Genomic DNA, 22,112 nt, shown 5'->3' with positions numbered 1-22,112 from the left:
CTCAACAGCATAGAGGCGATCCGGCGACTTATTCGCTGGAAAGCAGATCCATGGTGTGTTTATCCATCATTTCCAATGCACGGCCACCGCCACGAGCAACGCAGGTCAGCGGGTCTTCGGCGACGATCACCGGCAGACCGGTTTCCTGGGCCAGCAACTTGTCGAGGTCGCGCAGCAAGGCGCCACCACCGGTCAGTACCAGACCACGCTCAGCGATATCCGACGCCAACTCCGGAGGCGATTGCTCCAGCGCACTTTTCACAGCCTGAACGATGGTGGCCAGGGACTCTTGCAGAGCTTCCAGCACTTCATTGGAGTTCAGGGTGAATGCGCGTGGAACGCCTTCGGCCAGGTTACGGCCACGAACGTCGACTTCACGGACTTCGCCGCCCGGGTAGGCCGTACCGATTTCCTGTTTGATGCGCTCGGCGGTGGATTCGCCGATCAGGCTGCCGTAGTTGCGACGCACGTAGGTGATAATCGCTTCGTCGAAGCGGTCGCCGCCAACCCGTACGGATTCAGCGTAAACCACACCGTTCAGGGAGATCAGCGCGATTTCAGTGGTACCGCCACCGATATCGACAACCATCGAACCGCGAGCTTCTTCAACTGGCAGGCCGGCACCGATTGCAGCAGCCATTGGCTCTTCAATCAGGAACACTTCACGGGCACCGGCGCCAAGGGCCGATTCACGGATGGCACGACGCTCAACCTGGGTGGATTTGCACGGAACGCAGATCAGCACACGAGGGCTAGGCTGCAGAAAGCTGTTTTCGTGAACCTTGTTGATAAAGTACTGCAACATTTTTTCGCAGACGCTGAAGTCGGCGATCACACCGTCCTTCATCGGACGAATGGCAGCAATGTTGCCCGGCGTACGGCCGAGCATGCGCTTGGCCTCGGTGCCGACAGCAACGACACTTTTCTGGTTACCGTGTGTCCGAATAGCCACAACGGAGGGCTCATTCAGGACGATACCGCGCTCGCGCACGTAAATAAGGGTGTTGGCAGTGCCCAGGTCAATGGAGAGATCGCTGGAAAACATGCCACGCAGTTTCTTGAACATGGGAAAGGGACCCTAGGCAACGCGTGGGTAAAAAAGTGCGGCAAACTCTAACAACGACAGGGATTTTGGGCAAGGCGCCAATATGTTAAATTGGCGGCTTTTCTGTGCACCAAGCCCCACAATCGCGGCCTTGAGACCGTAGAAATGCGGTAGTGTTCCGACAATCTAACACACGGACGCCGTCCGTTCTGTTTTCCACTGGAGAATCCCATGGCGCTTGAACGCTCCGACGTGGAAAAAATCGCTCATTTGGCCTGCCTTGGCCTCAATGATGCCGATCTTCCACACATCACTTCGGCCCTGAACAGCATTCTCGGGCTGGTCGACGAAATGCAAGCGGTCAATACCGACGGTATCGAGCCGCTGGCCCACCCATTGGAAGCGAGCCAGCGCCTGCGTGCAGACGTCGTGACCGAAACCAATCATCGCGAGGCCTATCAGTCCATCGCACCAGCGGTCGAAAACGGCCTGTATCTGGTTCCGAAAGTCATCGACTAAAGGGAAAGAGCCTGCAATGCATCAATTGACTCTGGCCGAGATCGCCCGCGGACTCGCCGATAAAAAGTTTTCTTCCGAAGAGCTGACCAAAGTCCTGCTGGCGCGTATCGCCCAGCTCGACCCGCAGCTCAACAGTTTCATCAGCCTCACCGAAGACCTGGCGCTCCAGCAGGCGAAAGCCGCTGACGCTCGTCGGGCCAATGGTGAGAGCGGCGCCCTGCTCGGCGCGCCGATCGCCCACAAAGACCTGTTCTGCACCCAGGGCATCCGCACCAGCTGCGGCTCGAAGATGCTCGACAACTTCAAAGCACCGTACGACGCCACCGTGGTCGCCAAACTGGCCGCTGCCGGGGCCGTGACCCTGGGCAAGACCAACATGGACGAATTCGCCATGGGGTCGGCCAACGAGTCTAGCTACTACGGCGCGGTGAAAAACCCGTGGAACCTGGAACACGTCCCGGGCGGTTCGTCTGGCGGTTCGGCGGCTGCGGTTGCCGCTCGTCTGTTACCAGCGGCGACGGGCACCGACACCGGCGGTTCGATTCGTCAGCCCGCCGCGCTGACCAACCTCACCGGCCTGAAACCGACGTATGGTCGCGTTTCGCGCTGGGGCATGATCGCTTACGCATCCAGCCTCGATCAGGGCGGTCCATTGGCCCGCACCGCCGAAGACTGCGCGATCCTGCTGCAAGGCATGGCCGGTTTCGACCCGCAGGACTCCACCAGCATCGACGAGCCCGTGCCTGATTACAGCGCCGGCCTCAACGGCTCGCTGCAAGGTCTGCGCATCGGCGTACCGAAGGAATACTTCAGCGCAGGTCTGGACCCACGCATCGCCGACCTGGTCATGGCCAGCGTTGAAGAGCTGAAAAAGCTCGGCGCCGTGGTCAAGGAAATCAGCCTGCCGAACATGCAGCACGCAATCCCTGCGTACTACGTGATCGCCCCGGCGGAAGCGTCTTCCAACCTGTCGCGTTTCGACGGCGTGCGTTTCGGCTATCGCTGCGAAGACCCGAAAAACCTGGAAGACCTGTACAAGCGTTCCCGTGGCGAAGGTTTCGGTCCGGAAGTGCAGCGCCGGATCATGGTCGGTGCCTACGCGCTGTCGGCCGGTTACTACGACGCCTACTACCTGAAGGCGCAGAAAATCCGTCGTCTGATCAAGAACGACTTCATGGCTGCCTTTAATGAGGTCGACATCATCCTCGGCCCAACCACGCCGAACCCGGCCTGGAAGCTCGGCGCCAAGAACAGCGACCCGGTCGCTGCGTACCTGGAAGACGTCTACACCATCACCGCCAACCTCGCCGGTCTGCCGGGCTTGTCCATGCCTGCAGGTTTTGTCGATGGCCTGCCGGTCGGCGTGCAGTTGCTCGCCCCGTATTTCCAGGAAGGCCGCCTGTTGAACGTTGCCCATCAGTATCAGCAGAACACTGACTGGCACACCCGCACACCAACCGGCTTCTGAGGAGAAACACATGCAATGGGAAGTCGTGATCGGGCTGGAGATTCATACCCAGCTCACCACCCGGTCGAAAATCTTTTCCGGTAGTTCCACCACCTTCGGTTCCGAGCCGAACACCCAGGCCAGCCTGGTTGACCTCGGCATGCCCGGCGTATTGCCGGTGCTGAACCAGGAAGCGGTGCGCATGGCGGTGATGTTCGGTCTGGCCATTGATGCCGAGATCGGTCAGCACAACGTGTTCGCCCGTAAAAACTATTTCTACCCGGACCTGCCCAAGGGCTACCAGATCAGCCAGATGGAATTGCCGATCGTCGGTAAGGGCCACCTGGACATCGCCATGGAAGACGGCACGATCAAACGTGTCGGTGTGACCCGTGCGCACCTGGAGGAAGACGCCGGCAAAAGCCTGCACGAAGAATTCACCGGTGCCACCGGCATCGACCTGAACCGTGCGGGCACGCCGCTGCTGGAAATCGTGTCCGAGCCGGACATGCGCAGCGCCAAGGAAGCCGTGGCCTACGTCAAGACCATCCACGCGCTGGTGCGCTACCTCGGCATCTGCGACGGCAACATGGCCGAAGGCTCGCTGCGTTGCGACTGCAACGTGTCGATCCGTCCAAAGGGCCAGGTTGAATTCGGCACGCGCTGCGAGATCAAGAACGTCAACTCGTTCCGCTTCATCGAGAAGGCGATCAACAGTGAAGTGCAGCGCCAGATCGAGCTGATCGAAGACGGCGGCAAGGTGATCCAGCAGACTCGCCTGTACGATCCGAACAAGGACGAAACCCGTCCGATGCGCAGCAAAGAAGAAGCCAACGACTACCGTTACTTCCCCGATCCGGACCTGCTGCCGGTGGTCATCGAAGACTCGTTCCTCGACGACGTGCGCGCCACCCTGCCGGAACTGCCACCGCAAAAACGCGAGCGCTTCCAGGAACAGTTCGGCCTGTCGGTCTACGACGCCAGCGTCCTGGCTACCAGCCGCGAGCAAGCCGATTACTTCGAGAAAGTCGTGAGTATCGGCGGCGACGCCAAACTGGCGGCCAACTGGGTGATGGTTGAACTGGGCAGCCTGTTGAACAAGCAAGGCCTGGACATCGACCAGTCGCCGGTTTCGGCCGAGCAACTGGGCGGCATGCTGCTGCGCATCAAGGACAACACCATCTCCGGCAAGATCGCCAAGGTGGTTTTTGAAGCCATGGCCAACGGTGAAGGCAGCGCGGACGAGATCATCGACAAGCGCGGCCTCAAGCAAGTGACCGACACTGGCGCGATCTCGGCGGTGCTGGACGAAATGCTCGCGGCCAACGCCGAGCAGGTCGAACAATACCGCGCGGCAGACGAAGCCAAACGCGGCAAAATGTTCGGCTTCTTCGTCGGTCAGGCCATGAAAGCCTCCAAAGGCAAGGCCAACCCGCAACAGGTCAACGAACTGCTAAAAAGCAAGCTCGAAGGCTGATGAGAATGGAGCCAGTTCTAAATATTGGCTCCATTCCCTGTGGCGAGGGAGCTTGCTCCCGCTGGTCTGAGAAGCAGACCCAAATGGGCAACCGCATTCTTTCAGCAAGAATGCATCAGCCGATTTTGCGACCGTTTCGCGGCCGAGCGGGAGCAAGCTCCCTCGCCACATTTATTTTGGGAGCCTTTTAAATGAAGCATCTGCTCAGTGCCTGCGCCCTGCTCTCTCTGCTGGCCGGTTGCGCCAGCACGGATGTTGTTGATCCACACGGCTACGACAAGACCGGCGTAGCTTCGTATTACGGCGCCAAACACCATGGCAAACGCACCGCCAGCGGCGAGCGTTTCAACCAGCACGGCCTGACCGCCGCCCATCGCCAGTTGCCGTTCGGCACCCGGGTGAAGATTACCAACCTGAATAACGACAGGTCCTGCGTGGTGCGCGTCAACGACCGCGGGCCATACTCTCGCGGGCGCCTGATCGACGTGTCACGTGAAGCAGCCGAACAATTGGGCATGCTGCGCAGTGGCACCGCGAAAGTTCGCGTGCAAGCCCTCGACGACTGATAGACGGAGCGCTGACTATTTTCGGACTTGCCGATTTACCCCTGATCAGCGTGATTGAATTGTTCTGCGGTCTGTTTTTACTGATCGCCGGTGCCGAATTGATGGTGCGCGCCGCCGTGCGCCTGGCCGCACGACTGCATGTGCGGCCGCTGATCATCGGCCTGACCATCGTGGCCCTCGGCAGCAGTGCACCGCAGATGGCGGTCAGCCTGCAAGCCACCTTGGCGCAAAACGCCGACATCGCCGTCGGCAGTGTGATCGGCAGCAGCATCTTCAACATCCTCGTCACCCTCGGGCTCTCGGCGCTGATTATTCCGCTGCGGGTTTCGCGGCAATTGGTGCGCCTGGATATCCCGCTGATGATCGGCGCCAGCCTGTTGGTGTTCGTACTGGCGTGGAATGAAGAACTGAACCGCACAGACGGCATTATTCTGCTGGGCGCGCTGGTGCTGTACCTGGGCTTACTGCTGCGCCAGTCGCGGCACTCGGCCCGTCCGCCATCGGGGGCGCATGAAGCGCCACAGGCACCGTGGTTCAGCAGCCTACTGATGATTGTCGCCGGGCTGGCGATGCTGGTGTTCGCCGGGCACCTGCTGCTCGGCGCCGCGGTGGCGGTCGCGACCGACCTGGGGTTGTCGGAGCGGATCATCGGCCTGACCATCGTCGCCGTCAGCACTTCCCTGCCGGAACTGGCCACTTCGTTGATCGCCGCGTTGCGCGGTCAACGGGACATCGCGGTGGGCAACGTGATCGGCAGCAACCTGTTCAACCTCTTGGGTGTGCTCGGGCTTACCGCATTGATCGCGCCGTCGCCGCTGTCGGTCTCGCCCAATGCCCTGGATTTCGACCTGCCGGTGATGCTCGGTGTCGCGGTGCTGTGCCTGCCGGTGTTCTATTCCGGCTATCGGGTGACGCGCGCCGAAGGCCTGCTGTTTTTGGGCTTGTACCTGGCCTATGGGCTGCACGTGGTGTCGTTCACCACGGGAATGCCGCTGGCCGGGAAGCTTGAACACCTGATGCTGTTTTTCGTCCTGCCGGCGCTGGTGGCGTTTTTGCTGTTCACCTCGCTACGCGCCTGGCGTCGCCAACACCACAAGAGGGAATTGCCATGACTGACAATAAGAAACCTGGCGTTGAAGTCCGCCGCCAAGTGATGGGCGACGCTTTCGTCGACCGCGCCTTGGGCAACGCCACCGAGTTCACCCAACCGTTGCAGGACTTCGTCAATGAACACGCTTGGGGCGGTGTATGGAATCGCGAAGGTCTGCCGCTGAAAACCCGCAGCCTGATCACTCTCGCCGCACTGACCGCGTTGAAGTGCCCGCAAGAATTGAAAGGCCATGTACGCGGTGCGCTGAACAACGGCTGCACCGTGGAAGAGATTCGCGAGGCACTGCTGCATTGCGCGGTGTATGCCGGCGTGCCGGCGGCGATCGATGCCTTTCGGGCGGCGCAGGAAGTGATTGATAGCTACCAGAAGCCGGAGTAGGCAAATCGATCGCCTTCGCGGGCAAGCCTCGCTCCTACAGGTTTTATGTCGTTCGCGCTCGGCGAAAACCCTGTAGGAGCGAGGCTTGCCCGCGAATGGATCTGAACAACACCACAAATCCCAAGGTTAGATCCACCCACCCCACTGCAACAAAAAGATCCCGATGTTGGTGGTGACCGCCGCCATCAGCGTGGTAATCACGATGATCGCCGCCGCCAGTTCATGATTGCCATTGGCCTGCCGAGCCATGACGAAACTGGCCGCGGCGGTCGGGCTGCCGAAGTACAGAAACAGAATCCCCAACTCCGCCCCGCGAAAACCCCAGAGCCAGGCGCCAAGCGTCGCCAGCACCGGCAGGCCGATCATCTTCACCAGGCTTGAACTCAGCGCCATGGTGCCGCTTTTGCGCATCGCCGCCAGCGACAACGTGCCACCGATGCAGATCAGCGCCAACGGCAAGGTGGTTTGCGCCAGGTACTGGCCGGACGTTTCCAGCCACCCCGGCAAACCGATCTTGAAATAGGCAAACGGCGCCGCCGCAAACACGCTGATGATCAGCGGATTGACCATCACGCTTTTGCAGATACTCCATGGGTCAGACTTGATCACCGGGCTATAGACCGCCAGCACGATGGTCGAAAGCGTGTTGTAAAACAGGATCACCAGCGCCGCGAGAATGGCCCCGAGGGAAATCCCGTAGTCGCCGTACATGCTCGCCGCAAGGGCCAGGCCGATAACGCCGTTGTTGCCGCGAAACGCGCCCTGGGTATAGATGCCCCGGTCTTCCCGCGGGCATTTCCAGATCGCCCAGCCCCAGGCAATCGCAAAACACAGCAGTGTGGCGACCGAGAAGTAGATCAGCAGCGCCGGTTGCAGTGCGGCATGCAGGTCGGCATGCAAGATGCCCAGAAACAGCAACGCCGGCATGGTGACGTTGAACACCAGGGCCGACGCGGTATGAATGAAGTTGTCGTTGATCCAGTCGATGCGCTTGAGCAGCGCCCCCAGAAACAACATGGCAAACACCGGCGCGGTGATGTTCAGGGTTTCGAGGAAAATAGCCAGCATGCCGGGAGAACCTTGGGTGGGCGTCGTTAGGGGGCTAATGATAAGCCACTGGAGACGGCGGCGTCTGGTAGAACGCCTTCGCGGGCAAGCCTCGCTCCTACAGATTTATGTCATTCGCGGAAAATACGTACGACGCGATCCTGTAGGAGCGAGGCTTGCCCGCGAAGAACGATAACTCGGTCTCAGGTGATAGGCGCAGGATTGAACAAGGTAATGTCGTTATGCAGCTTGTGCTTCTCAGCCCACGTTTGCTTCTTGCCGCTGGCCACATCCAGGTAGTAATGGAACAACTCCCAGCCAAGCTCTTCAATCGACGCTCGCCCGGTAGCAATTCGCCCGGCATCGATATCGATCAAATCCGGCCAGCGTTGCGCCAGTTCGGTCCGGGTCGACACCTTCACCACCGGTGCCATCGCCAACCCATAAGGCGTACCCCGCCCGGTGGTGAATACATGCAGGTTCATCCCCGCTGCCAACTGCAACGTCCCGCAGACAAAATCACTGGCCGGGGTCGCGCAGAAAATCAGCCCTTTGCGCTTGAACCGTTCGCCCGGGCCAAGCACCCCATTGATCGCGCTGCTGCCGGATTTGACGATCGAACCCAAGGACTTCTCGACAATGTTCGACAACCCGCCCTTCTTGTTCCCCGGCGTGGTGTTGGCGCTGCGATCCGCTTCGCCCTTGGCCAGGTAACGGTCGTACCAGTCCATCTCCCGCACCAGTTCCTGAGCGACTTCCTCAGTTTCGGCGCGGGACGTCAGCAGGTAAATCGCGTCGCGCACCTCGGTGACTTCGGAAAACATCACCGTCGCCCCCGCCCGCAACAACAGGTCTGAGGCATAACCGAGCGCCGGGTTGGCGGTGATGCCAGAGAACGCATCGCTGCCGCCACACTGCATGCCGAGGATCAACTCGGACGCTGGCACGGTTTCCCGACGACGCAGATCGAGCTTCTTCAAGCGGGTTTCGGCCAGCGCCATGATCTGTTCGATCATCTCGGTAAAACCGTGGCTGGAATCCTGCAAGCGGTACAACCACGGATCGCTGAGATCGACCGAACTGTCGTTCTCGTGCATCACCTGCCCCGCCTGCAATTTCTCGCAACCCAGGCTAATCACCAGCGCTTCGCCCCCCAGGTTCGGGTTGCGCGCCAGATTACGCACGGTGCGAATCGGGATGTATGCGTCGGTGGCGGTGATCGCCACGCCGCAGCCGTAACTGTGGGTCAGCGCCACCACGTCATCGACGTTCGGGTAGTTGGGCAGCAACTCATCCTTGATGCGCTTCACCGCGTGGTCCAGCACCCCGGTAACGCATTGCACCGTGGTGGTGATGCCAAGAATGTTGCGCGTGCCGACGGTGCCGTCGGCGTTGCGATAACCCTCGAAAGTGAAGCCTTCCAGCGGTGCCTGCGCGGCCGGCACTTCGGTGGACAGCGGCAGGCTGTCCAGCGGCGGCGCGGTCGGCATGCGCAGTTGATCTTCCTTGACCCAGCTGCCGCGAGGGATCGGCTGCAACGCATACCCAATGGTCTGGCCGTAACGAATCACCTGGCCGCCCTCGGGAATGTCCTCAAGAGTGACCTTGTGGCTCTGCGGCACGAAATCCACGGTGACCAAACCATCGGGGAATTCGGTGCCGGCCGGTACGCCCTGATCGTTGACCACGATCACCACATTGTCCCGCTCGTGCAGGCGGATGTAGCGCGGCGAGTCGGAATGTTCAATCAACTGCATGACGCCGCTCCTCAGGAATGCGCTTCAGATAACTTATTGTTGGTTTCAGGACCGCTGACAGGCGGCTCTTTGAGTACCACACGCTTGATCGGGCCAACGATCACCAGATAGCTGAAGACGGCTACCAGCGCGTTGCAACCGACGAACACCAGCGCCCATTTGAACGAACCGGTGGAGCTGATGATGTAGCCGATAACGATCGGCGTGGTGATCGACGCAATGTTACCGAAGGTGTTGAACAGACCACCGCTGAGACCGGCGATCTGTTTCGGCGAGGTGTCGGACACCACCGCCCAGCCCAACGCGCCCACGCCTTTGCCGAAGAAGGCCAGGGCCATGAAGCCGACGACCATCCATTCCACGTCTACATAGTTGCAAGCCACGATGCTACTGGAAACCAGCAGGCCGGCGATGATCGGCGCCTTGCGGGCGAAGGTCAGCGAGTGACCTTTGCGCAGCAGGTAATCGGAAATCACCCCGCCAAGCACACCACCGATAAACCCGCAGATCGCCGGCAGCGAGGCGATGAAACCGGCCTTGAGGATGGTCATGCCGCGCTCCTGCACCAGGTACACCGGGAACCAGGTCAGGAAGAAGTAAGTGATGCCGTTAATGCAGTACTGGCCCAGATACACGCCGAGCATCATGCGGTTGGTGAGCAGTTGGCGGATGTAGTCCCACTTAGGACCGTCGCCTTTTTTGCCTTTGCCTTTGTCCTGGTCCATGTCGACCATGCCGCCATTGTCAGCGATGTGCTTGAACTCGGCGTCGTTGATCATCGGGTGCTGGCGCGGGCTGTAGATCACCTTCAGCCAGATCCCCGAAAAGACGATGCCGATCAGTCCCATGACGATGAACACGTGCTGCCAGCCGAAGCTGTAGACGATCCAGCCCATCAGCGGCGCGAACAACACGGTGGCAAAGTATTGCGCCGAGTTGAAGATCGCAGACGCCGTACCGCGTTCAGCTGTCGGGAACCAGGCCGCCACGATGCGTGCGTTGCCGGGGAACGATGGCGCTTCGGCCAGGCCCACCAAAAAGCGCAGCATGAACAGCGCAACCACCGCCGTGGACATGCCGAACTCACCGACATAACCCTGCAGCACGGTGAACAGCGACCAGGTGAAGATGCTCAGCGCGTAGATTTTTTTCGAACCGAAACGGTCCAGCAGCCAGCCTCCGGGAATTTGCCCGGCCACGTAGGCCCAACCGAATGCGGAGAAGATATAACCGAGGGTGACCGCGTCGATGCCGAGGTCTTTTTGCAGGCTGGAGCCGGCGATTGCGATGGTAGCCCGGTCGGCGTAGTTGATCGTGGTCACCAGAAACAGCATGAGCAGGATCAAATAGCGGACGTGAGTCGGCTTGGTCGATTGCATTGTAGATGTACTCCCACTGATTATTTTTATGCGCGGGTGAATCTTCTTTGATCTGTCTTTTGTGGGAGCTGGCCTGCCAGCGATACAGGCCACTCGGTGTGTCAGTCACACCGCGATGATGCTATCGCTGGCAGGCCAGCTCCCACAGGTATTGCGTGTATCAGGAGCCGATGTAGCTGGTCTTCACGACCGTGTAAAACTCTTGTGCATAGCGACCTTGCTCACGTGATCCATAGGATGAACCTTTACGCCCACCAAACGGAACGTGGTAATCCACGCCGGCGGTCGGCAGGTTGACCATCACCATCCCGGCCTGGGAGTGGCGCTTGAAGTGGTTGGCGTACTTCAGCGACGTGGTGGCGATACCCGCTGACAGGCCGAACTCGGTGTCGTTGGCCATGGCCAGCGCTGCCTCGTAATCGGCGACGCGAACGATGTTGGCCACCGGGCCGAAGATTTCTTCGCGGCTGATACGCATCGCAGCTGTGCTGTCGGCAAACAACGTCGGCGCGAGGAAGTAGCCTTCGGTGTCGCACGTCACCAGACCACCGCCACTGACCAGACGCGCACCTTCGGACTGGCCGATGTCGATGTACTTCATGTCTTGTTCAAGCTGAGCCTGCGAGACAACCGGACCGATATCAGTGCCGGTTTTCAGCGCATGGCCAACCTTGATCGACTTCATGCGCTCGGCCATGGCTTCGACGAATTTGTCGTGAATCCCGGCGGTGACGATGAAGCGGCTCGAGGCGGTGCAACGCTGCCCGGTGGAGTAGAAAGCACTCTGTACCGACAGTTCGACCGCTTGCTTGAGGTCGGCGTCATCGAGAATGATCTGCGGGTTCTTGCCGCCCATTTCCAGCTGCACTTTCGCTTGGCGCGACACGCAGCTGACGGCGATCTGCCGACCGACACCAACGGAACCAGTGAAGCTGATGCCATCAACTTTCGGGCTCTGCACCAGCGCATCGCCAACCACGCGACCGCTGCCCATCACCAGGTTGAACACGCCGGCGGGGAAGCCTGCGCGGGAGATGATTTCTGCCAGTGCCCAAGCACAACCCGGTACCAGATCAGCAGGCTTCAGCACGACGCAGTTGCCGTAAGCCAGAGCCGGTGCGATTTTCCACGCCGGGATCGCGATCGGGAAGTTCCACGGGGTGATCAGGCCGACCACTCCGAGGGCTTCGCGAGTGACTTCGACGTTGACGCCCGGACGCACCGACGGCAAATAGTCGCCGGACAGGCGCAGGCATTCACCGGCGAAGAACTTGAAGATGTTGCCGGCGCGGGTCACTTCGCCGATGGCTTCGGGCAGGGTCTTGCCCTCTTCCCGGGCCAGCAAGGTGCCGAGTTCTTCGCGACGGGCGAGGATCTCGCTGCCGACTTTATCCAGGGAATCGCTGCGCGCCTGGATGCCGGAAGTGGACCAGGCCGGGAACGCGGCGCGAGCGGCGTCGATGGCGGCATGGACCTGAGCCAGATCAGCCTTGGCGTATTCGCCGATGGTATCGGTCAGCTCGGACGGGTTGATGTTGGCGCAGTAATCACTGCCCGCCACCCATTCGCCGTTGATGTAGTTATCGAAACGCTTTGCATCTGCCACTTGAAGATCTCCTCACGCAAGAAGCCGCTGATTGCTCAGCGGCCTTGGTTTTATCGAGTGTTATTGCGCACCTTGCTTGTCGATCAGCGCGGCGAGCATTTCGTACTCTTCGCCCGTCAGATCGGTCAGCGGTGCACGCACAGGACCTGCGTCATAGCCTGCAATTTTTGCCCCGGCTTTGACGATGCTCACGGCGTAACCGGCCTTGCGGTTGCGGATGTCCAGGTACGGCAGGAAGAAGTCGTCGATGATCTTGCCAACGGTGGCGTGATCTTCGCGAGCAATGGCGTGGTAGAAATCCATCGCGGTTTTCGGGATGAAGTTGAACACCGCCGAGGAGTAAACCGGTACGCCCAGCGCCTTGTAGGCCGCGGCGTAGACTTCGGCGGTTGGCAAACCGCCCAGGTAGCTGAAGCGATCGCCGAGGCGGCGACGGATCGACACCATCAACTCGATATCGCCCAGACCGTCCTTGTAACCGATCAGGTTCGGGCAGCGTTCGGCCAGGCGTTCCAGCAGTGGCGCGGTCAGGCGGCAGACGTTGCGGTTGTAAACCACCACGCCGATCTTCACCGATTTGCACACCGCTTCAACGTGGGCGGCCACGCCGTCCTGGCTGGCTTCGGTCAGGTAGTGCGGCAGCAGCAACAAGCCTTTGGCGCCCAGACGCTCGGCTTCCTGTGCGTATTCGATGGCCTGGCGGGTAGCGCCACCGACACCAGCCAGGATCGGCACGCTTGTCTCGCAGGTATCGACGGCAGTCTTGATGATTTCCGAATATTCGCTGGCCGCCAGAGAGAAGAACTCACCGGTGCCGCCCGCGGCGAACAATGCCGAGGCGCCGTATGGGGCCAGCCATTCGAGACGCTTGATGTAGCCCGCGCGATGAAAATCGCCCTGAGCATTGAAGTCGGTGACCGGGAATGACAGCAGGCCGGAAGAGAGGATGGACTTCAGTTCTTGTGGATTCATTATTCGAACACCCTGGGTAGCAACGTTGTGTGAGAAAACCGTTCAGCCTTCGCCGAAGTTGTAGGTCATCGTACAACTTAAAATACAACCGTCAACTGCATTTCATCGCGAGCCGCAAAATTTGCGTCGGAAAAAGTAATTCCTTGACGTAGGAAAGTTCTCATCTATAGTCGAAATAGCTGTATATACATACAGTTGAATTTGACTCTACCTACGACATATCAAGGAGCTAGAAATGTCAGGTCTACACGCAAAACCGAAGGAAAACACCCGACAGATCATTGCCGATCTGGATGATCTTTTTACCGAGCACGGCATCGCCATTTCTGGCGATGGCGAAACTTTGAAGCTGCTCGCGGGCAGCCATCACACTCACAAAAATCAGCAACCCACCTCTCCGAAAAAAACGCTGAAAGGCCCGCAACTGCGGTTCGAGGGTGCTGAACACACCGCTATCGGCGACAGCACCTTGTTGCGTTTCATCAAGGACGCCCCCGCTATTCCAGCCTCACAGGTAGAGCTGCATTTACCCAACGGGCTGGCGCTGACCTATGGCCAGGTCATTGCGCTGGGAGGGGATTTCTATGGAATTCCCGATCAACCGATCAACGAAGGCGCGACACCCGCCGAGCGAATCCAGCGCTTTGCCAACGCCTTCAACTCCCTGGCGGTACTGCCGGCCTCAAATGCCGAGGCGAAGTTGATCCTCGGCGTCATGCAGAAGGAAATCGCCGCCGTCAATCAAGCGATCAGGGACGGAAAACAGCCTCACGAGGCTTATGACGCCTTGGGTGATACGTTGTCGGAAGAGTGGAACAAGATCACCGGTGGCGGCAGTTTCGTCTCAGCACTGTTCCCGTTGGGGCGTTATCTGAAACTGGCCGCCAACAATGCCGACCACTTTGGCGAATGGGCACTGCTGGCCTACATCGCCGGGCACACAGCAGCGCTGCAACAAGCGGTGCTGGCCCACAACAGCGGCGATGAAAAGCAATTGGAGCTGGCCTATGCGATGAACGCTTTTGCCGATCACTCCCTCACCGACCTGTTTTCCGCCGGCCACCTGCGAGTGCCGCGCAAACAGTTGGCGGCAGTCGTCACGCCCAGTGATCTCGGTTCGTTGATTACCCGTTTCATGCACGATGAAGACAGCAAGTTCGGCCTCAACGTGAGCAATGGCAACGGCGATCGCTGGCGCGCCTACGGCGACAAACGCTATTTCGACGCGATCGACAGCGCCAATCGCGCCCAGGTGAATCAAGCGGTTCAGGTCTCTGCGGATGAAGTGTTCGCGGCGTACCTCAGTGGCATTGCTCCGTCGGCCGGCAGCTTTGCTGCATTGAAAAAGCTGCCTGATCTGCAAGCGGTATTGAACCCGGCGAGCAATTTCTCGCCACTGTTCAAGGTCGAGGGCAACAAGGTGCTGCGGCGCAAGGACGTCAACAATCTGAACGACACCGCCACCGTTGATGACTGGTGGGGGTGGAGTACCTATCTGCTGCTCAAGGACTACAACCCGACTGGCAATGTCGCCTGATAAGGAGATCAAAAGATGACTATCAAACTGAAACTGGAGCTGGCTTCGGGCCAATCGCTCAAAGGTGCGCCGCTGGAGTTGTTGTCGAAGGGCTCGCCGATTGCCCGAGGGATTGCGGATGCGCGTGGGCATGTGGTGTTCGATGCCAAACCTGGGGCTGCTGAGTTGGCGGTGAGGGTGGATCGTTCGATTTTGAGGACAGGCTGACATATTCCAGGAAGGCCACTGACCTCATCGCGAGCAGGCTCGCTCCCACATTGGATCTGTGTGTGATCGCATTATTGTGATCGACACACCCCCTGTGGGAGCGAGCCTGCTCGCGATGGCTATCTGTCAGGCAGCAAATCACCCAACCTGAAATTCTACCCCCGCTGCGCCTGAGCCTCTTCATGGGCCTGGCGCAACCGCTCGCGACTATTCGTCAAATGCAGCCGCATCGCCGCCCGCGCCGCATCGGAATCCTGGCGGGCAATTGCGTCATAAATCTCTTCATGCTCACGGCTCAGACGACTCATGTAGTGCTGCTGGTCGTCATGGGCCAAGCGTGCGGAGTTTAGACGCGTGCGCGGAATGATGCTGGTGCCCAGGTGGGTCATGATGTCGGTGAAGTAGCGGTTGCCGGTGGCCAGGGCAATTTGCAGGTGGAACTGGAAGTCCGAAGCCACCGCATCGCTGGCGTGGGAGACGCTTTCGTTGAGGGCGTCCAGCGCCGCTCGCATCAACGCCAATTGCTCGGGGCTGCGACGTTGCGCGGCAAGGCCAGCGGATTCCACTTCCAGGCTGATGCGCAACTCCAGAATCGCCAACACATCACGCAAGGTCACCACGGTGGCCGGGTCGATGCGGAAACCGCTCGGGCTCGGGGTATCGAGCACGAAGGTGCCGATGCCGTGCCGGGTTTCCACTTGCCCTGCGGCCTGCAAACGGGAAATCGCTTCGCGCACCACGGTGCGGCTGACGCCATGGGCATCCATGATCGCCGACTCGGTGGGCAACTTGTCGCCACGCTTGAGGTGACCGTCGCGGATCTGCTCGGACAGCACCGTCACCAGTTCCTGCGCGAGGCTGCGGCGCTTACGAGGGAGGCGAGGTGCGTCGATCGGGTTTTCCATGGTGAACGTCTTTCTCGAAAAAGCGGCTGAATCCGCATCATAGCTCAACGCGGTTGTACGATCACCACCACTACCACCTGTAGGAGCGAGGCTTGCCCGCGAAGGCCTTCACGCGGTTTCCGATTGAGGACCGAGTCATCGTTCTTCGCGGGCAAGCCTCGCTCCTACAGAGGTGGTGGTGTTCAGGCGGTCACGGTCTGGTCTACCAGATGGCCATTCTCGATACGCACATGCCGTGGATGGAAGCGCTTCAAGCTGCTGCGATGCCCGACGCTGACGATGCTCAAACCCGGCAATTCATCGATCAACGCCTGATACAGCGACGCTTCATCTTCTTCGTCCATCGCCGAAGTGGCTTCGTCCATATACAGCCATTGCGGCGCATACAGCAGCGCGCGGGCGAAGGCCAGCCGTTGCTGCTCACCCGGTGAGAGCATGCGTTGCCAGTGGTTGGCTTCATCCAGACGAGAAACCAGGTGCGACAAGCGGCAGGTTTCCAGCACGTGGACGTAGCGCTCGTGCGGGTAGGTGTCGCCGGGCTGTGGATAACTCAGCGCCTCGCGCAAGGTGCCAATCGGCAGATAGGGTTTTTGTGGCAGGAACAAATACCGTCCCGTCGGCAGGCGGATGCTGCCGTGGCCGGCCGGCCAAAGGTGCCCCATCGCCCGCAGCAACGTCGATTTGCCGCTGCCGGAACGACCGCTGAGCATGACGCGCTCGCCCTCCTCCACCGTCATGTCGGCGTTGGTCAGCAGATGACGACCGTCAGCGAGGTCGAGGCCAAGGTTATGCACCTTCAACGCCGAGCCCTGATTCTGCACGTCGATGGCTGGTGAACGCTCTTCGTTGTCAGTCATTGCCTGGCGGAAACTCAGCAGACGATCACAAGTGGCACGCCACTCGGCGAGGTCCTGGTACGCGCTGATGAACCAGCTGAAGTTCTCCTGCACGTTGCCGAACGCGGAGTTGATTTGCATCAGCTCACCGAGCTCGATCTTGCCGGCGAAGTAACGCGGCGCAGCGACCATGAACGGGAAAATAATCGCGATCTGGGCATAACCGGAGGTGAAGAAGGTCAGGCGCTTGGACACTTTCATGATGTCCCAGAAGTTGTGCCAGACCAGACCGAAGCGGCTGCTCAGACGACGATTCTCATTGGGCTCGCCGTTGTACAGCGCAATGCTCTCGGCATTCTCGCGGACCCGCACCATGGAGAAACGCAAGTCGGCTTCGAAGCGTTGCTGGTTGTTGTTGAGGCCGATCAAGCGCCGACCGATCACATGCGTCAGCCAACTGCCGACTGCGGCATAAACCAGCGCGCACCAGAACATGTAGCCGGGGATCGTGAAACCAAACACTTCGATGCTGCCCGACACGCCCCACAGAATGATCGAAAACGACACCAGGCTGACGACGTTACGGATCAAACCAAGGCCCAGCCCCAAGGTGTTGGTGGTGAACTTGTTGAGGTCTTCGGAAATCCGCTGATCCGGGTTATCGGTGTAACCGCCCTGCTCCAGCTGGTAGTAATTCTTGTTGCCGAGCCAACGGGCGAAATGCTTTTCGGTGAGCCAGGCTCGCCAGCGAATGGTCAGCATCTGAGTCAGGTAAAGCCGATACACCGCGCCTAGAATCGCCACGGCGGCGATGCCGCAGAAGTACAGGATCAATTGCCAGAACGCCGCTTCGTCTTTCTTCTGCAAGGCGTTGTAGAAATCCTTGTACCAACTGTTGATCCACACCGAAATCGCCACGCTGAACAACGACAGCGCAATCACCGCGATCAGCAACGTCCAGGCCTTGCCCTTCTCTTCGCTGCGCCAGTAAGGCGTGGTCATCGCCCAGACTTTGCGAAAAAACTGCCCGCGCACAGCATCGTTGACCGCGCAATATTCAGCGTTCTGATTCATGGATAAGGCTCGATAAAGAAAAGAACACACACGAGCCGATCATAAATGATCGGTTCGTGTTATCGCGAGGGCTGGCGATAATCGTTCAGCGCCCGTTCAGCGACGGACCGGGCGCTTCTGCAGTTTGCGCTGCAGCGTGCGGCGGTGCATGCCCAGGGCGCGGGCAGTGGCGGAGATGTTGCCTTCGTGCTCGGTCAATACGCGCTGGATGTGCTCCCACTGGAGACGGTCCACAGACATCGGGTTTTCCGGCACCAGGGTGTCGAGGTCGGCGTGCTCGGAGAGCAACGCGGCCAGCACGTCATCGGCGTCCGCCGGTTTGCACAGGTAATTGCAGGCGCCGCGCTTGATCGCCTCGACGGCGGTGGCAATGCTCGAATAACCCGTGAGGATTACCACGCGCATTTCCGGGTCGAGTTCCAGCAGTTTGGGCAACAACACCAGACCCGAATCGCCGTCCATTTTCAGATCCAGGGCGGCATAATCCGGAATGTCGGCCTGGGCGATGGTCAGGCCTTCTTCGGCGGACCCTGCGGTACTCACGCGAAAACCACGGCGGGCCATGGCGCGGGCCATCACGCGGGTGAAGGTTGCATCGTCGTCTACCAGCAGCAAATGCGGCAGTTCTTCGCCTTCAACTTGGATCTCGTCACTCATGTTCGTCTCCTCGGGCGACACGGGGCAGGCGCAGCTCGGTAAGCGTGCCACCTTCCTCATGACTGTAGAGTTTCACTGAGCCGCCGGCGCGTGTCACGCTGGCCTTGCTCAAAAACAGGCCCAGGCCGAAACCTTTGCCCTTGGTGGTAAAAAACGGTTTGCCAATCTGCTCGGCAATGGCCAGTGGCACGCCGGCGCCGTGGTCACGAATGCTGATGGTCAAGTCCTCGGCATTCCAGTCCAGGGTTACTTGCAAGCCTTCGGGGCAAGCGTCGGCGGCGTTGTTCAGCAAATTCAGTAGGGCCTGGGTCAGGTCCGGCGGCGGTGCCATGCGCGGCACGGTCCCCTGGCCCAGACGCTGAAAACGATAACTGGCTTCCGGACGCATCAAGTGCCAGCGGTTCAGGGCTTCGTCGAGCCAGTCGGTGACGTCCTGCATCTCCACCGCCAAGCGACGATTGGCTTCCGCGGCCCGGACCAACTGTTGCAAGGTCTCTTTGCAGAGTTTGACCTGATCCTGCAGCACGCTCAAATCGTCCTGCAGCAGCGGGTCGGGATGGTCCTGGCGCATTTCCTTGAGCAGCACGCTCATGGTCGCCAACGGCGTGCCCAACTCATGGGCGGCGCCGGCAGCCTGGGTCGCAACGGCCAGCAATTGCTGATCGCGCAGGCCTTCTTCGCGACGAATGGCGCGCAATTCTTCCTGACGGCGCAGCTCTTCGGCCATGCGGGCGGCGAAGAATGTGATGACCGCCGCCGCGAGGGCGAAGCTCAGCCACATGCCGTAGATCTGCAGGTTCTCCCGGGCGATCGGGAACGTTTCCAACGGATAGAACCGCGCCAGCAGCAACGTATACAGCGCCAGGGCGATGCCCGACAGAATTACCGAATAGCGCCATGGCAAGGTCACGGCAGCGATGGTCAATGGCACCAGGTAATAAGAGACGAACGGGTTGGTCGAACCGCCGGAGAAGTACAGCAAGGCACTGTGGATAAACAGGTCGCAGGCCAGTTGCACGGCGTATTCAAGCTCGGTCACCGGCCACGACGTGCGCAGGCGAATCGCGGTCAGTGCGCAGAGCACCATGGAAAAACCGAGGGTGATCGCCAATTGCAGCCAGGGCAACGGCAGCAGGTCGAACCAGTAGGCAAGGCCTACGGAACCGGCCTGAGCGGCCAGCACCAACGTGCGGATGAACGTGAGCCGCCAGAGGTTCTGGCGAGTGGCGGAAGTGATTTGAACGGGGGCGAGCATGAGCTCTCCTGATGAGCGCTCCAGGCGGATCGCACGGAGTATAACCAAGCCACGGGCCTGAGAGGCGAAAGTGCGGCAAACGACCACAGTGACCAGCGATCTATCTGTGACGAAGTAACCCTGTGGCGAGGGAGCTTGCTCCCGCTGGACTGCGAAGCAGGCCCAGACCGGTCAGCCGGGACATCCGGCAAACGGTGCACTCAGGTTTTACGACTGCTGCGCAGCCGAGCGGGAGCAAGCTCCCTCGCCACAAAAGCCCTGCAGCAACTCACCAGCATTGCATCTGTATAGAAGTTGTAACTGTGCGAACCGGACCATTGAAGCTAGAGTCTGATGGTTTCACGCAGGTTCGGACCTTAACCCCTGCGCACCGTCCAAGGAGCTTTTCATGCACACATTGCGCCGCAGCGCCGCCCTTCTTGCCTTAAGCGTTGGCACCGTCGCCAGCCTCCCGGCCCTGGCCGTCGACGAACTGCATTACAACCAGATTTCCCTGCGCGCTGAAGTCAGCCAGGAAGTGGCCCGCGACCTGATGATCGTGACCCTCTACACCGAAGAGCAAAACAGCGACCCGGCCAAACTCGCCGCCGATGTCAGCACCACCATGAACAAAGCACTGGCCCAGGCTAAAGAAGTCAAAGACATCACCCTGCGTCAGGGCAGCCGCAACAGCTACCCGATCTACGACACCAAAGGCCAGAAAATCACCGGCTGGCGTGAACGCGCCGAACTGCGCCTGGAAAGCTCGGACTTCGCCGCCTTGTCCAAACTCACCGGCGAACTGCTCACCGACCTGAAAATGGGCGGCATGGACTTCGCCATCGCCACCCCAACCCGCAAAGCCAGCGAAGACGCCCTGCTCAAAGAAGCCGTCACCGCCTTCAAGGCCCGCGCCCAACTTGCCACCGACGCCTTGGGTGGCAAGAGCTACAAAATCGTCAACCTGAACCTCAACAGCAACGGTTATCCACAACCGTACATGCGCGGGCCAATGATGATGAAAGCCGCGGCCGGCATGGATTCAGCGCCGGTGACACCGGAAGTTGAAGCCGGCACCAGCCAGGTCAGCATGACGGCGGATGGGGCGATTGAAGTGTTGATGCCTTGATTCGACAACACGTACAAAAAAACGGCGATCACCGAAGTGATCGCCGTTTTTTATTGCCCGTCGTAGGCCAGTCGGCTTTTTGGCGAACAATCTGCCGCCATCGCGAGCAGGCTCGCTCCCACAGGGAATTGAGGGTGTACATGGATTTTGTGTACGACACAGATCACATGTGGGAGCGAGCCTGCTCGCGATGAACGATAACGCGGTCTACACCGGATCGACGTTATCCAACGCCCGATTCACCGCCAACTCCGCCAGCATGATGATCTGTTGAATCGCCAACACTGTATTGCGCTGCGGGCCAATCAGGTGGGAGGCGAAATCGCTGGCCAGGACACTGGCTGAGGCCAATGATTCGCAGGCTTGTGCCAGCAGGCTTTCGGTATCCATGTTGGGGGCGATCATATACATCGTGCTGGGACGACGGGGTTTTGCGGCATAGGGGACGGGGGGATCGAGGTAGTAGTCGAGGGCGCGTTTTATGGCTTCGCGGTCTTTGAGTAGTTCTTCGGTGCGCGAAGCTTCGGCGTTGGGTGTCGTTGTGTTGAAGGGTGGGTCGGGAATCAATTTGTCCATTGGTAATTCTCCAGCGTTGGAGCCTCCACTTGCCGCTTCTCACACGGCGAAGAGGTGGCAGCTATGTGCGAGGTGAGAAGACCGGTTATGGACACCCGGCCGGACCGAAGTCCGCCCGCACACAGCCGCCATAACGCATTTGTCGGCAGCGAATAAGCTGGCAGCGATTATGCGTGTACAGACACTGGATGACCATAAGTTGCCGGGCTCTCACACCCGATCGCTGAGTTTTCAGCGACAGCCAAAGGTTAGAGAGGCCACTTCCGACACACAACCTGAAAGACTTGTGGGAAGGTTCTGATCTTTTAGCTGGCCAATAAACATCGCTGTCTATCCTATCGCCATCGCGAGCAGGCTCGCTCCCACAGTGTGTCGGAGTACATCTGAGGGAGATTGGTCGGTCAGGCCGCTTTCGCGGGCAAGCCTCGCTCCTACAATGGGTCGGCGTATGTCTGCGAGAGATTGGGCGGCTGTCAGGCCGCCTTCGCGGGCAAGCCTCGCTCCTACAAAAAGCCATCGGCACGCACCTGCCCTTCACCACTCAACAGGCCGAGCGTTAGCTCGCCTGCCGCTTTTGATCTTGATCTGCCCGCCCCTTCGGGAGGCTGAGCGCAGGTGTTCATCTGGGGATTGGCGCGCAGCGCCGTTCGACG

Annotated in this window: 20 protein-coding genes; 9 read left to right on the top strand and 11 right to left on the bottom strand. The window is 59.8% G+C overall.

Annotated elements, in window-relative coordinates:
- Nucleotides 1-28: 28 nt before the first annotated feature.
- Nucleotides 29-1,066: a rod shape-determining protein MreB gene (gene mreB, locus PMI18_RS13640; protein WP_002555108.1), complete on the bottom strand. Its 1,038-nt coding sequence runs from the start codon at nt 1,064-1,066 to the stop codon at nt 29-31.
- 210 nt (nt 1,067-1,276) lie between these two features.
- Between mreB and gatC the strand changes: the two genes are divergently transcribed.
- The 6 genes from gatC to PMI18_RS13670 all read left to right on the top strand — a co-directional run bounded on the left by gatC (nt 1,277) and on the right by PMI18_RS13670 (nt 6,543).
- Entirely contained in the window at nt 1,277-1,564 is a 288-nt protein-coding gene (gene gatC / locus PMI18_RS13645) for an Asp-tRNA(Asn)/Glu-tRNA(Gln) amidotransferase subunit GatC (RefSeq protein ID WP_007901429.1), read from the top strand.
- 16 nt (nt 1,565-1,580) lie between these two features.
- A complete protein-coding gene (gene gatA, locus PMI18_RS13650) occupies nt 1,581-3,032 on the top strand; it encodes an Asp-tRNA(Asn)/Glu-tRNA(Gln) amidotransferase subunit GatA (RefSeq protein WP_007901427.1) in 1,452 nt (483 codons plus the stop codon).
- A gap of 10 nt (nt 3,033-3,042) precedes the next feature.
- The gene (gene gatB, locus PMI18_RS13655; protein WP_007901424.1) at nt 3,043-4,488 is read left to right on the top strand and encodes an Asp-tRNA(Asn)/Glu-tRNA(Gln) amidotransferase subunit GatB; all 1,446 of its coding nucleotides are present in this window, start codon (nt 3,043-3,045) and stop codon (nt 4,486-4,488) included.
- Nucleotides 4,489-4,679: 191 nt separating this feature from the next.
- Nucleotides 4,680-5,054 carry a septal ring lytic transglycosylase RlpA family protein gene (locus tag PMI18_RS13660; RefSeq protein WP_007901418.1) on the top strand — a complete coding sequence of 125 codons (375 nt, stop codon included), beginning with the start codon at nt 4,680-4,682 and terminating at the stop codon, nt 5,052-5,054.
- A 50-nt stretch (nt 5,055-5,104) separates the two neighbouring features.
- On the top strand, nt 5,105-6,166 hold the full coding sequence (locus tag PMI18_RS13665; protein WP_007901417.1) for a calcium/sodium antiporter: 1,062 nt from the start codon (nt 5,105-5,107) through the stop codon (nt 6,164-6,166).
- On the top strand, nt 6,163-6,543 hold the full coding sequence (locus PMI18_RS13670; protein ID WP_007901416.1) for a carboxymuconolactone decarboxylase family protein: 381 nt from the start codon (nt 6,163-6,165) through the stop codon (nt 6,541-6,543). The genes PMI18_RS13665 and PMI18_RS13670 overlap by 4 nt, the downstream gene beginning before the upstream one ends.
- A gap of 126 nt (nt 6,544-6,669) precedes the next feature.
- Here the strand turns inward: PMI18_RS13670 and PMI18_RS13675 are convergent, their stop codons facing one another.
- The 5 genes from PMI18_RS13675 to kdgD form a co-directional block, all read right to left on the bottom strand.
- Entirely contained in the window at nt 6,670-7,611 is a 942-nt protein-coding gene (locus tag PMI18_RS13675; protein WP_007901415.1) for an AEC family transporter, read from the bottom strand.
- A gap of 182 nt (nt 7,612-7,793) precedes the next feature.
- A complete protein-coding gene (gene garD, locus PMI18_RS13680) occupies nt 7,794-9,347 on the bottom strand; it encodes a galactarate dehydratase (RefSeq protein ID WP_007901412.1) in 1,554 nt (517 codons plus the stop codon).
- 11 nt (nt 9,348-9,358) lie between these two features.
- Complete coding sequence (locus PMI18_RS13685) at nt 9,359-10,726, bottom strand: MFS transporter (protein WP_007901410.1); 1,368 nt, start codon at nt 10,724-10,726, stop codon at nt 9,359-9,361.
- Between the two features lie 160 nt (nt 10,727-10,886).
- On the bottom strand, nt 10,887-12,332 hold the full coding sequence (locus PMI18_RS13690) for an aldehyde dehydrogenase family protein (protein ID WP_007901408.1): 1,446 nt from the start codon (nt 12,330-12,332) through the stop codon (nt 10,887-10,889).
- Between the two features lie 60 nt (nt 12,333-12,392).
- Nucleotides 12,393-13,304, bottom strand: a complete 912-nt coding sequence (gene kdgD, locus PMI18_RS13695; protein ID WP_007901405.1) for a 5-dehydro-4-deoxyglucarate dehydratase — start codon at nt 13,302-13,304, stop codon at nt 12,393-12,395.
- Nucleotides 13,305-13,539: 235 nt separating this feature from the next.
- Between kdgD and PMI18_RS13700 the strand changes: the two genes are divergently transcribed.
- Nucleotides 13,540-14,841 carry a hypothetical protein gene (locus tag PMI18_RS13700; protein WP_007901403.1) on the top strand — a complete coding sequence of 434 codons (1,302 nt, stop codon included), beginning with the start codon at nt 13,540-13,542 and terminating at the stop codon, nt 14,839-14,841.
- Between the two features lie 15 nt (nt 14,842-14,856).
- Nucleotides 14,857-15,048 (top strand): hypothetical protein, encoded by a 192-nt coding sequence (locus PMI18_RS13705; RefSeq protein ID WP_007901401.1) that lies wholly within the window; start codon nt 14,857-14,859, stop codon nt 15,046-15,048.
- A gap of 155 nt (nt 15,049-15,203) precedes the next feature.
- On the opposite strand, the gene PMI18_RS13710 is transcribed toward PMI18_RS13705, so the two are convergent.
- The 4 genes from PMI18_RS13710 to PMI18_RS13725 form a co-directional block, all read right to left on the bottom strand.
- Complete coding sequence (locus PMI18_RS13710) at nt 15,204-15,953, bottom strand: FadR/GntR family transcriptional regulator (RefSeq protein WP_007901399.1); 750 nt, start codon at nt 15,951-15,953, stop codon at nt 15,204-15,206.
- Nucleotides 15,954-16,135: 182 nt separating this feature from the next.
- On the bottom strand, nt 16,136-17,863 hold the full coding sequence (locus PMI18_RS13715) for an ABC transporter ATP-binding protein/permease (RefSeq protein WP_007901389.1): 1,728 nt from the start codon (nt 17,861-17,863) through the stop codon (nt 16,136-16,138).
- 96 nt (nt 17,864-17,959) lie between these two features.
- Nucleotides 17,960-18,520: a response regulator transcription factor gene (locus tag PMI18_RS13720; RefSeq protein ID WP_007901386.1), complete on the bottom strand. Its 561-nt coding sequence runs from the start codon at nt 18,518-18,520 to the stop codon at nt 17,960-17,962.
- Complete coding sequence (locus PMI18_RS13725) at nt 18,513-19,775, bottom strand: ATP-binding protein (RefSeq protein ID WP_007901384.1); 1,263 nt, start codon at nt 19,773-19,775, stop codon at nt 18,513-18,515. The genes PMI18_RS13720 and PMI18_RS13725 overlap by 8 nt, the downstream gene beginning before the upstream one ends.
- 388 nt (nt 19,776-20,163) lie before the next feature.
- Between PMI18_RS13725 and PMI18_RS13730 the strand changes: the two genes are divergently transcribed.
- Nucleotides 20,164-20,883, top strand: coding sequence for an SIMPL domain-containing protein (locus tag PMI18_RS13730; RefSeq protein WP_007901383.1), 720 nt, complete (start codon nt 20,164-20,166; stop codon nt 20,881-20,883).
- A 207-nt stretch (nt 20,884-21,090) separates the two neighbouring features.
- Here the strand turns inward: PMI18_RS13730 and PMI18_RS13735 are convergent, their stop codons facing one another.
- Entirely contained in the window at nt 21,091-21,459 is a 369-nt protein-coding gene (locus tag PMI18_RS13735) for a DUF6124 family protein (RefSeq protein WP_007901382.1), read from the bottom strand.
- Nucleotides 21,460-22,112 lie beyond the last annotated feature (653 nt).

Origin of the sequence: Pseudomonas sp. GM102, assembly GCF_000282555.1 — a bacterium.
Classification (GTDB): Bacteria; Pseudomonadota; Gammaproteobacteria; order Pseudomonadales; family Pseudomonadaceae; genus Aquipseudomonas.
Note: the sequence above shows the minus strand (reverse complement) of the source record. Positions and strands in the feature narration are given on the sequence as shown.

Bases quoted from the DNA above. Each gene is read 5' to 3' on its own strand.
- PMI18_RS13685 (WP_007901410.1), bottom strand. From the start codon at position 10,726: ATGCAATCGACCAAGCCGACTCACGTCCGCTATTTGATCCTGCTCATG.
- PMI18_RS13710 (WP_007901399.1), bottom strand. From the start codon at position 15,953: ATGGAAAACCCGATCGACGCACCTCGCCTCCCTCGTAAGCGCCGCAGC.
- garD (WP_007901412.1), bottom strand. From the start codon at position 9,347: ATGCAGTTGATTGAACATTCCGACTCGCCGCGCTACATCCGCCTGCAC.
- PMI18_RS13660 (WP_007901418.1), top strand. From the start codon at position 4,680: ATGAAGCATCTGCTCAGTGCCTGCGCCCTGCTCTCTCTGCTGGCCGGT.
- PMI18_RS13705 (WP_007901401.1), top strand. From the start codon at position 14,857: ATGACTATCAAACTGAAACTGGAGCTGGCTTCGGGCCAATCGCTCAAA.
- gatC (WP_007901429.1), top strand. From the start codon at position 1,277: ATGGCGCTTGAACGCTCCGACGTGGAAAAAATCGCTCATTTGGCCTGC.
- kdgD (WP_007901405.1), bottom strand. From the start codon at position 13,304: ATGAATCCACAAGAACTGAAGTCCATCCTCTCTTCCGGCCTGCTGTCA.
- gatB (WP_007901424.1), top strand. From the start codon at position 3,043: ATGCAATGGGAAGTCGTGATCGGGCTGGAGATTCATACCCAGCTCACC.
- PMI18_RS13735 (WP_007901382.1), bottom strand. From the start codon at position 21,459: ATGGACAAATTGATTCCCGACCCACCCTTCAACACAACGACACCCAAC.
- gatA (WP_007901427.1), top strand. From the start codon at position 1,581: ATGCATCAATTGACTCTGGCCGAGATCGCCCGCGGACTCGCCGATAAA.
- PMI18_RS13715 (WP_007901389.1), bottom strand. From the start codon at position 17,863: ATGAATCAGAACGCTGAATATTGCGCGGTCAACGATGCTGTGCGCGGG.
- PMI18_RS13725 (WP_007901384.1), bottom strand. From the start codon at position 19,775: ATGCTCGCCCCCGTTCAAATCACTTCCGCCACTCGCCAGAACCTCTGG.
- PMI18_RS13670 (WP_007901416.1), top strand. From the start codon at position 6,163: ATGACTGACAATAAGAAACCTGGCGTTGAAGTCCGCCGCCAAGTGATG.
- PMI18_RS13720 (WP_007901386.1), bottom strand. From the start codon at position 18,520: ATGAGTGACGAGATCCAAGTTGAAGGCGAAGAACTGCCGCATTTGCTG.
- PMI18_RS13730 (WP_007901383.1), top strand. From the start codon at position 20,164: ATGCACACATTGCGCCGCAGCGCCGCCCTTCTTGCCTTAAGCGTTGGC.
- PMI18_RS13700 (WP_007901403.1), top strand. From the start codon at position 13,540: ATGTCAGGTCTACACGCAAAACCGAAGGAAAACACCCGACAGATCATT.
- PMI18_RS13675 (WP_007901415.1), bottom strand. From the start codon at position 7,611: ATGCTGGCTATTTTCCTCGAAACCCTGAACATCACCGCGCCGGTGTTT.
- mreB (WP_002555108.1), bottom strand. From the start codon at position 1,066: ATGTTCAAGAAACTGCGTGGCATGTTTTCCAGCGATCTCTCCATTGAC.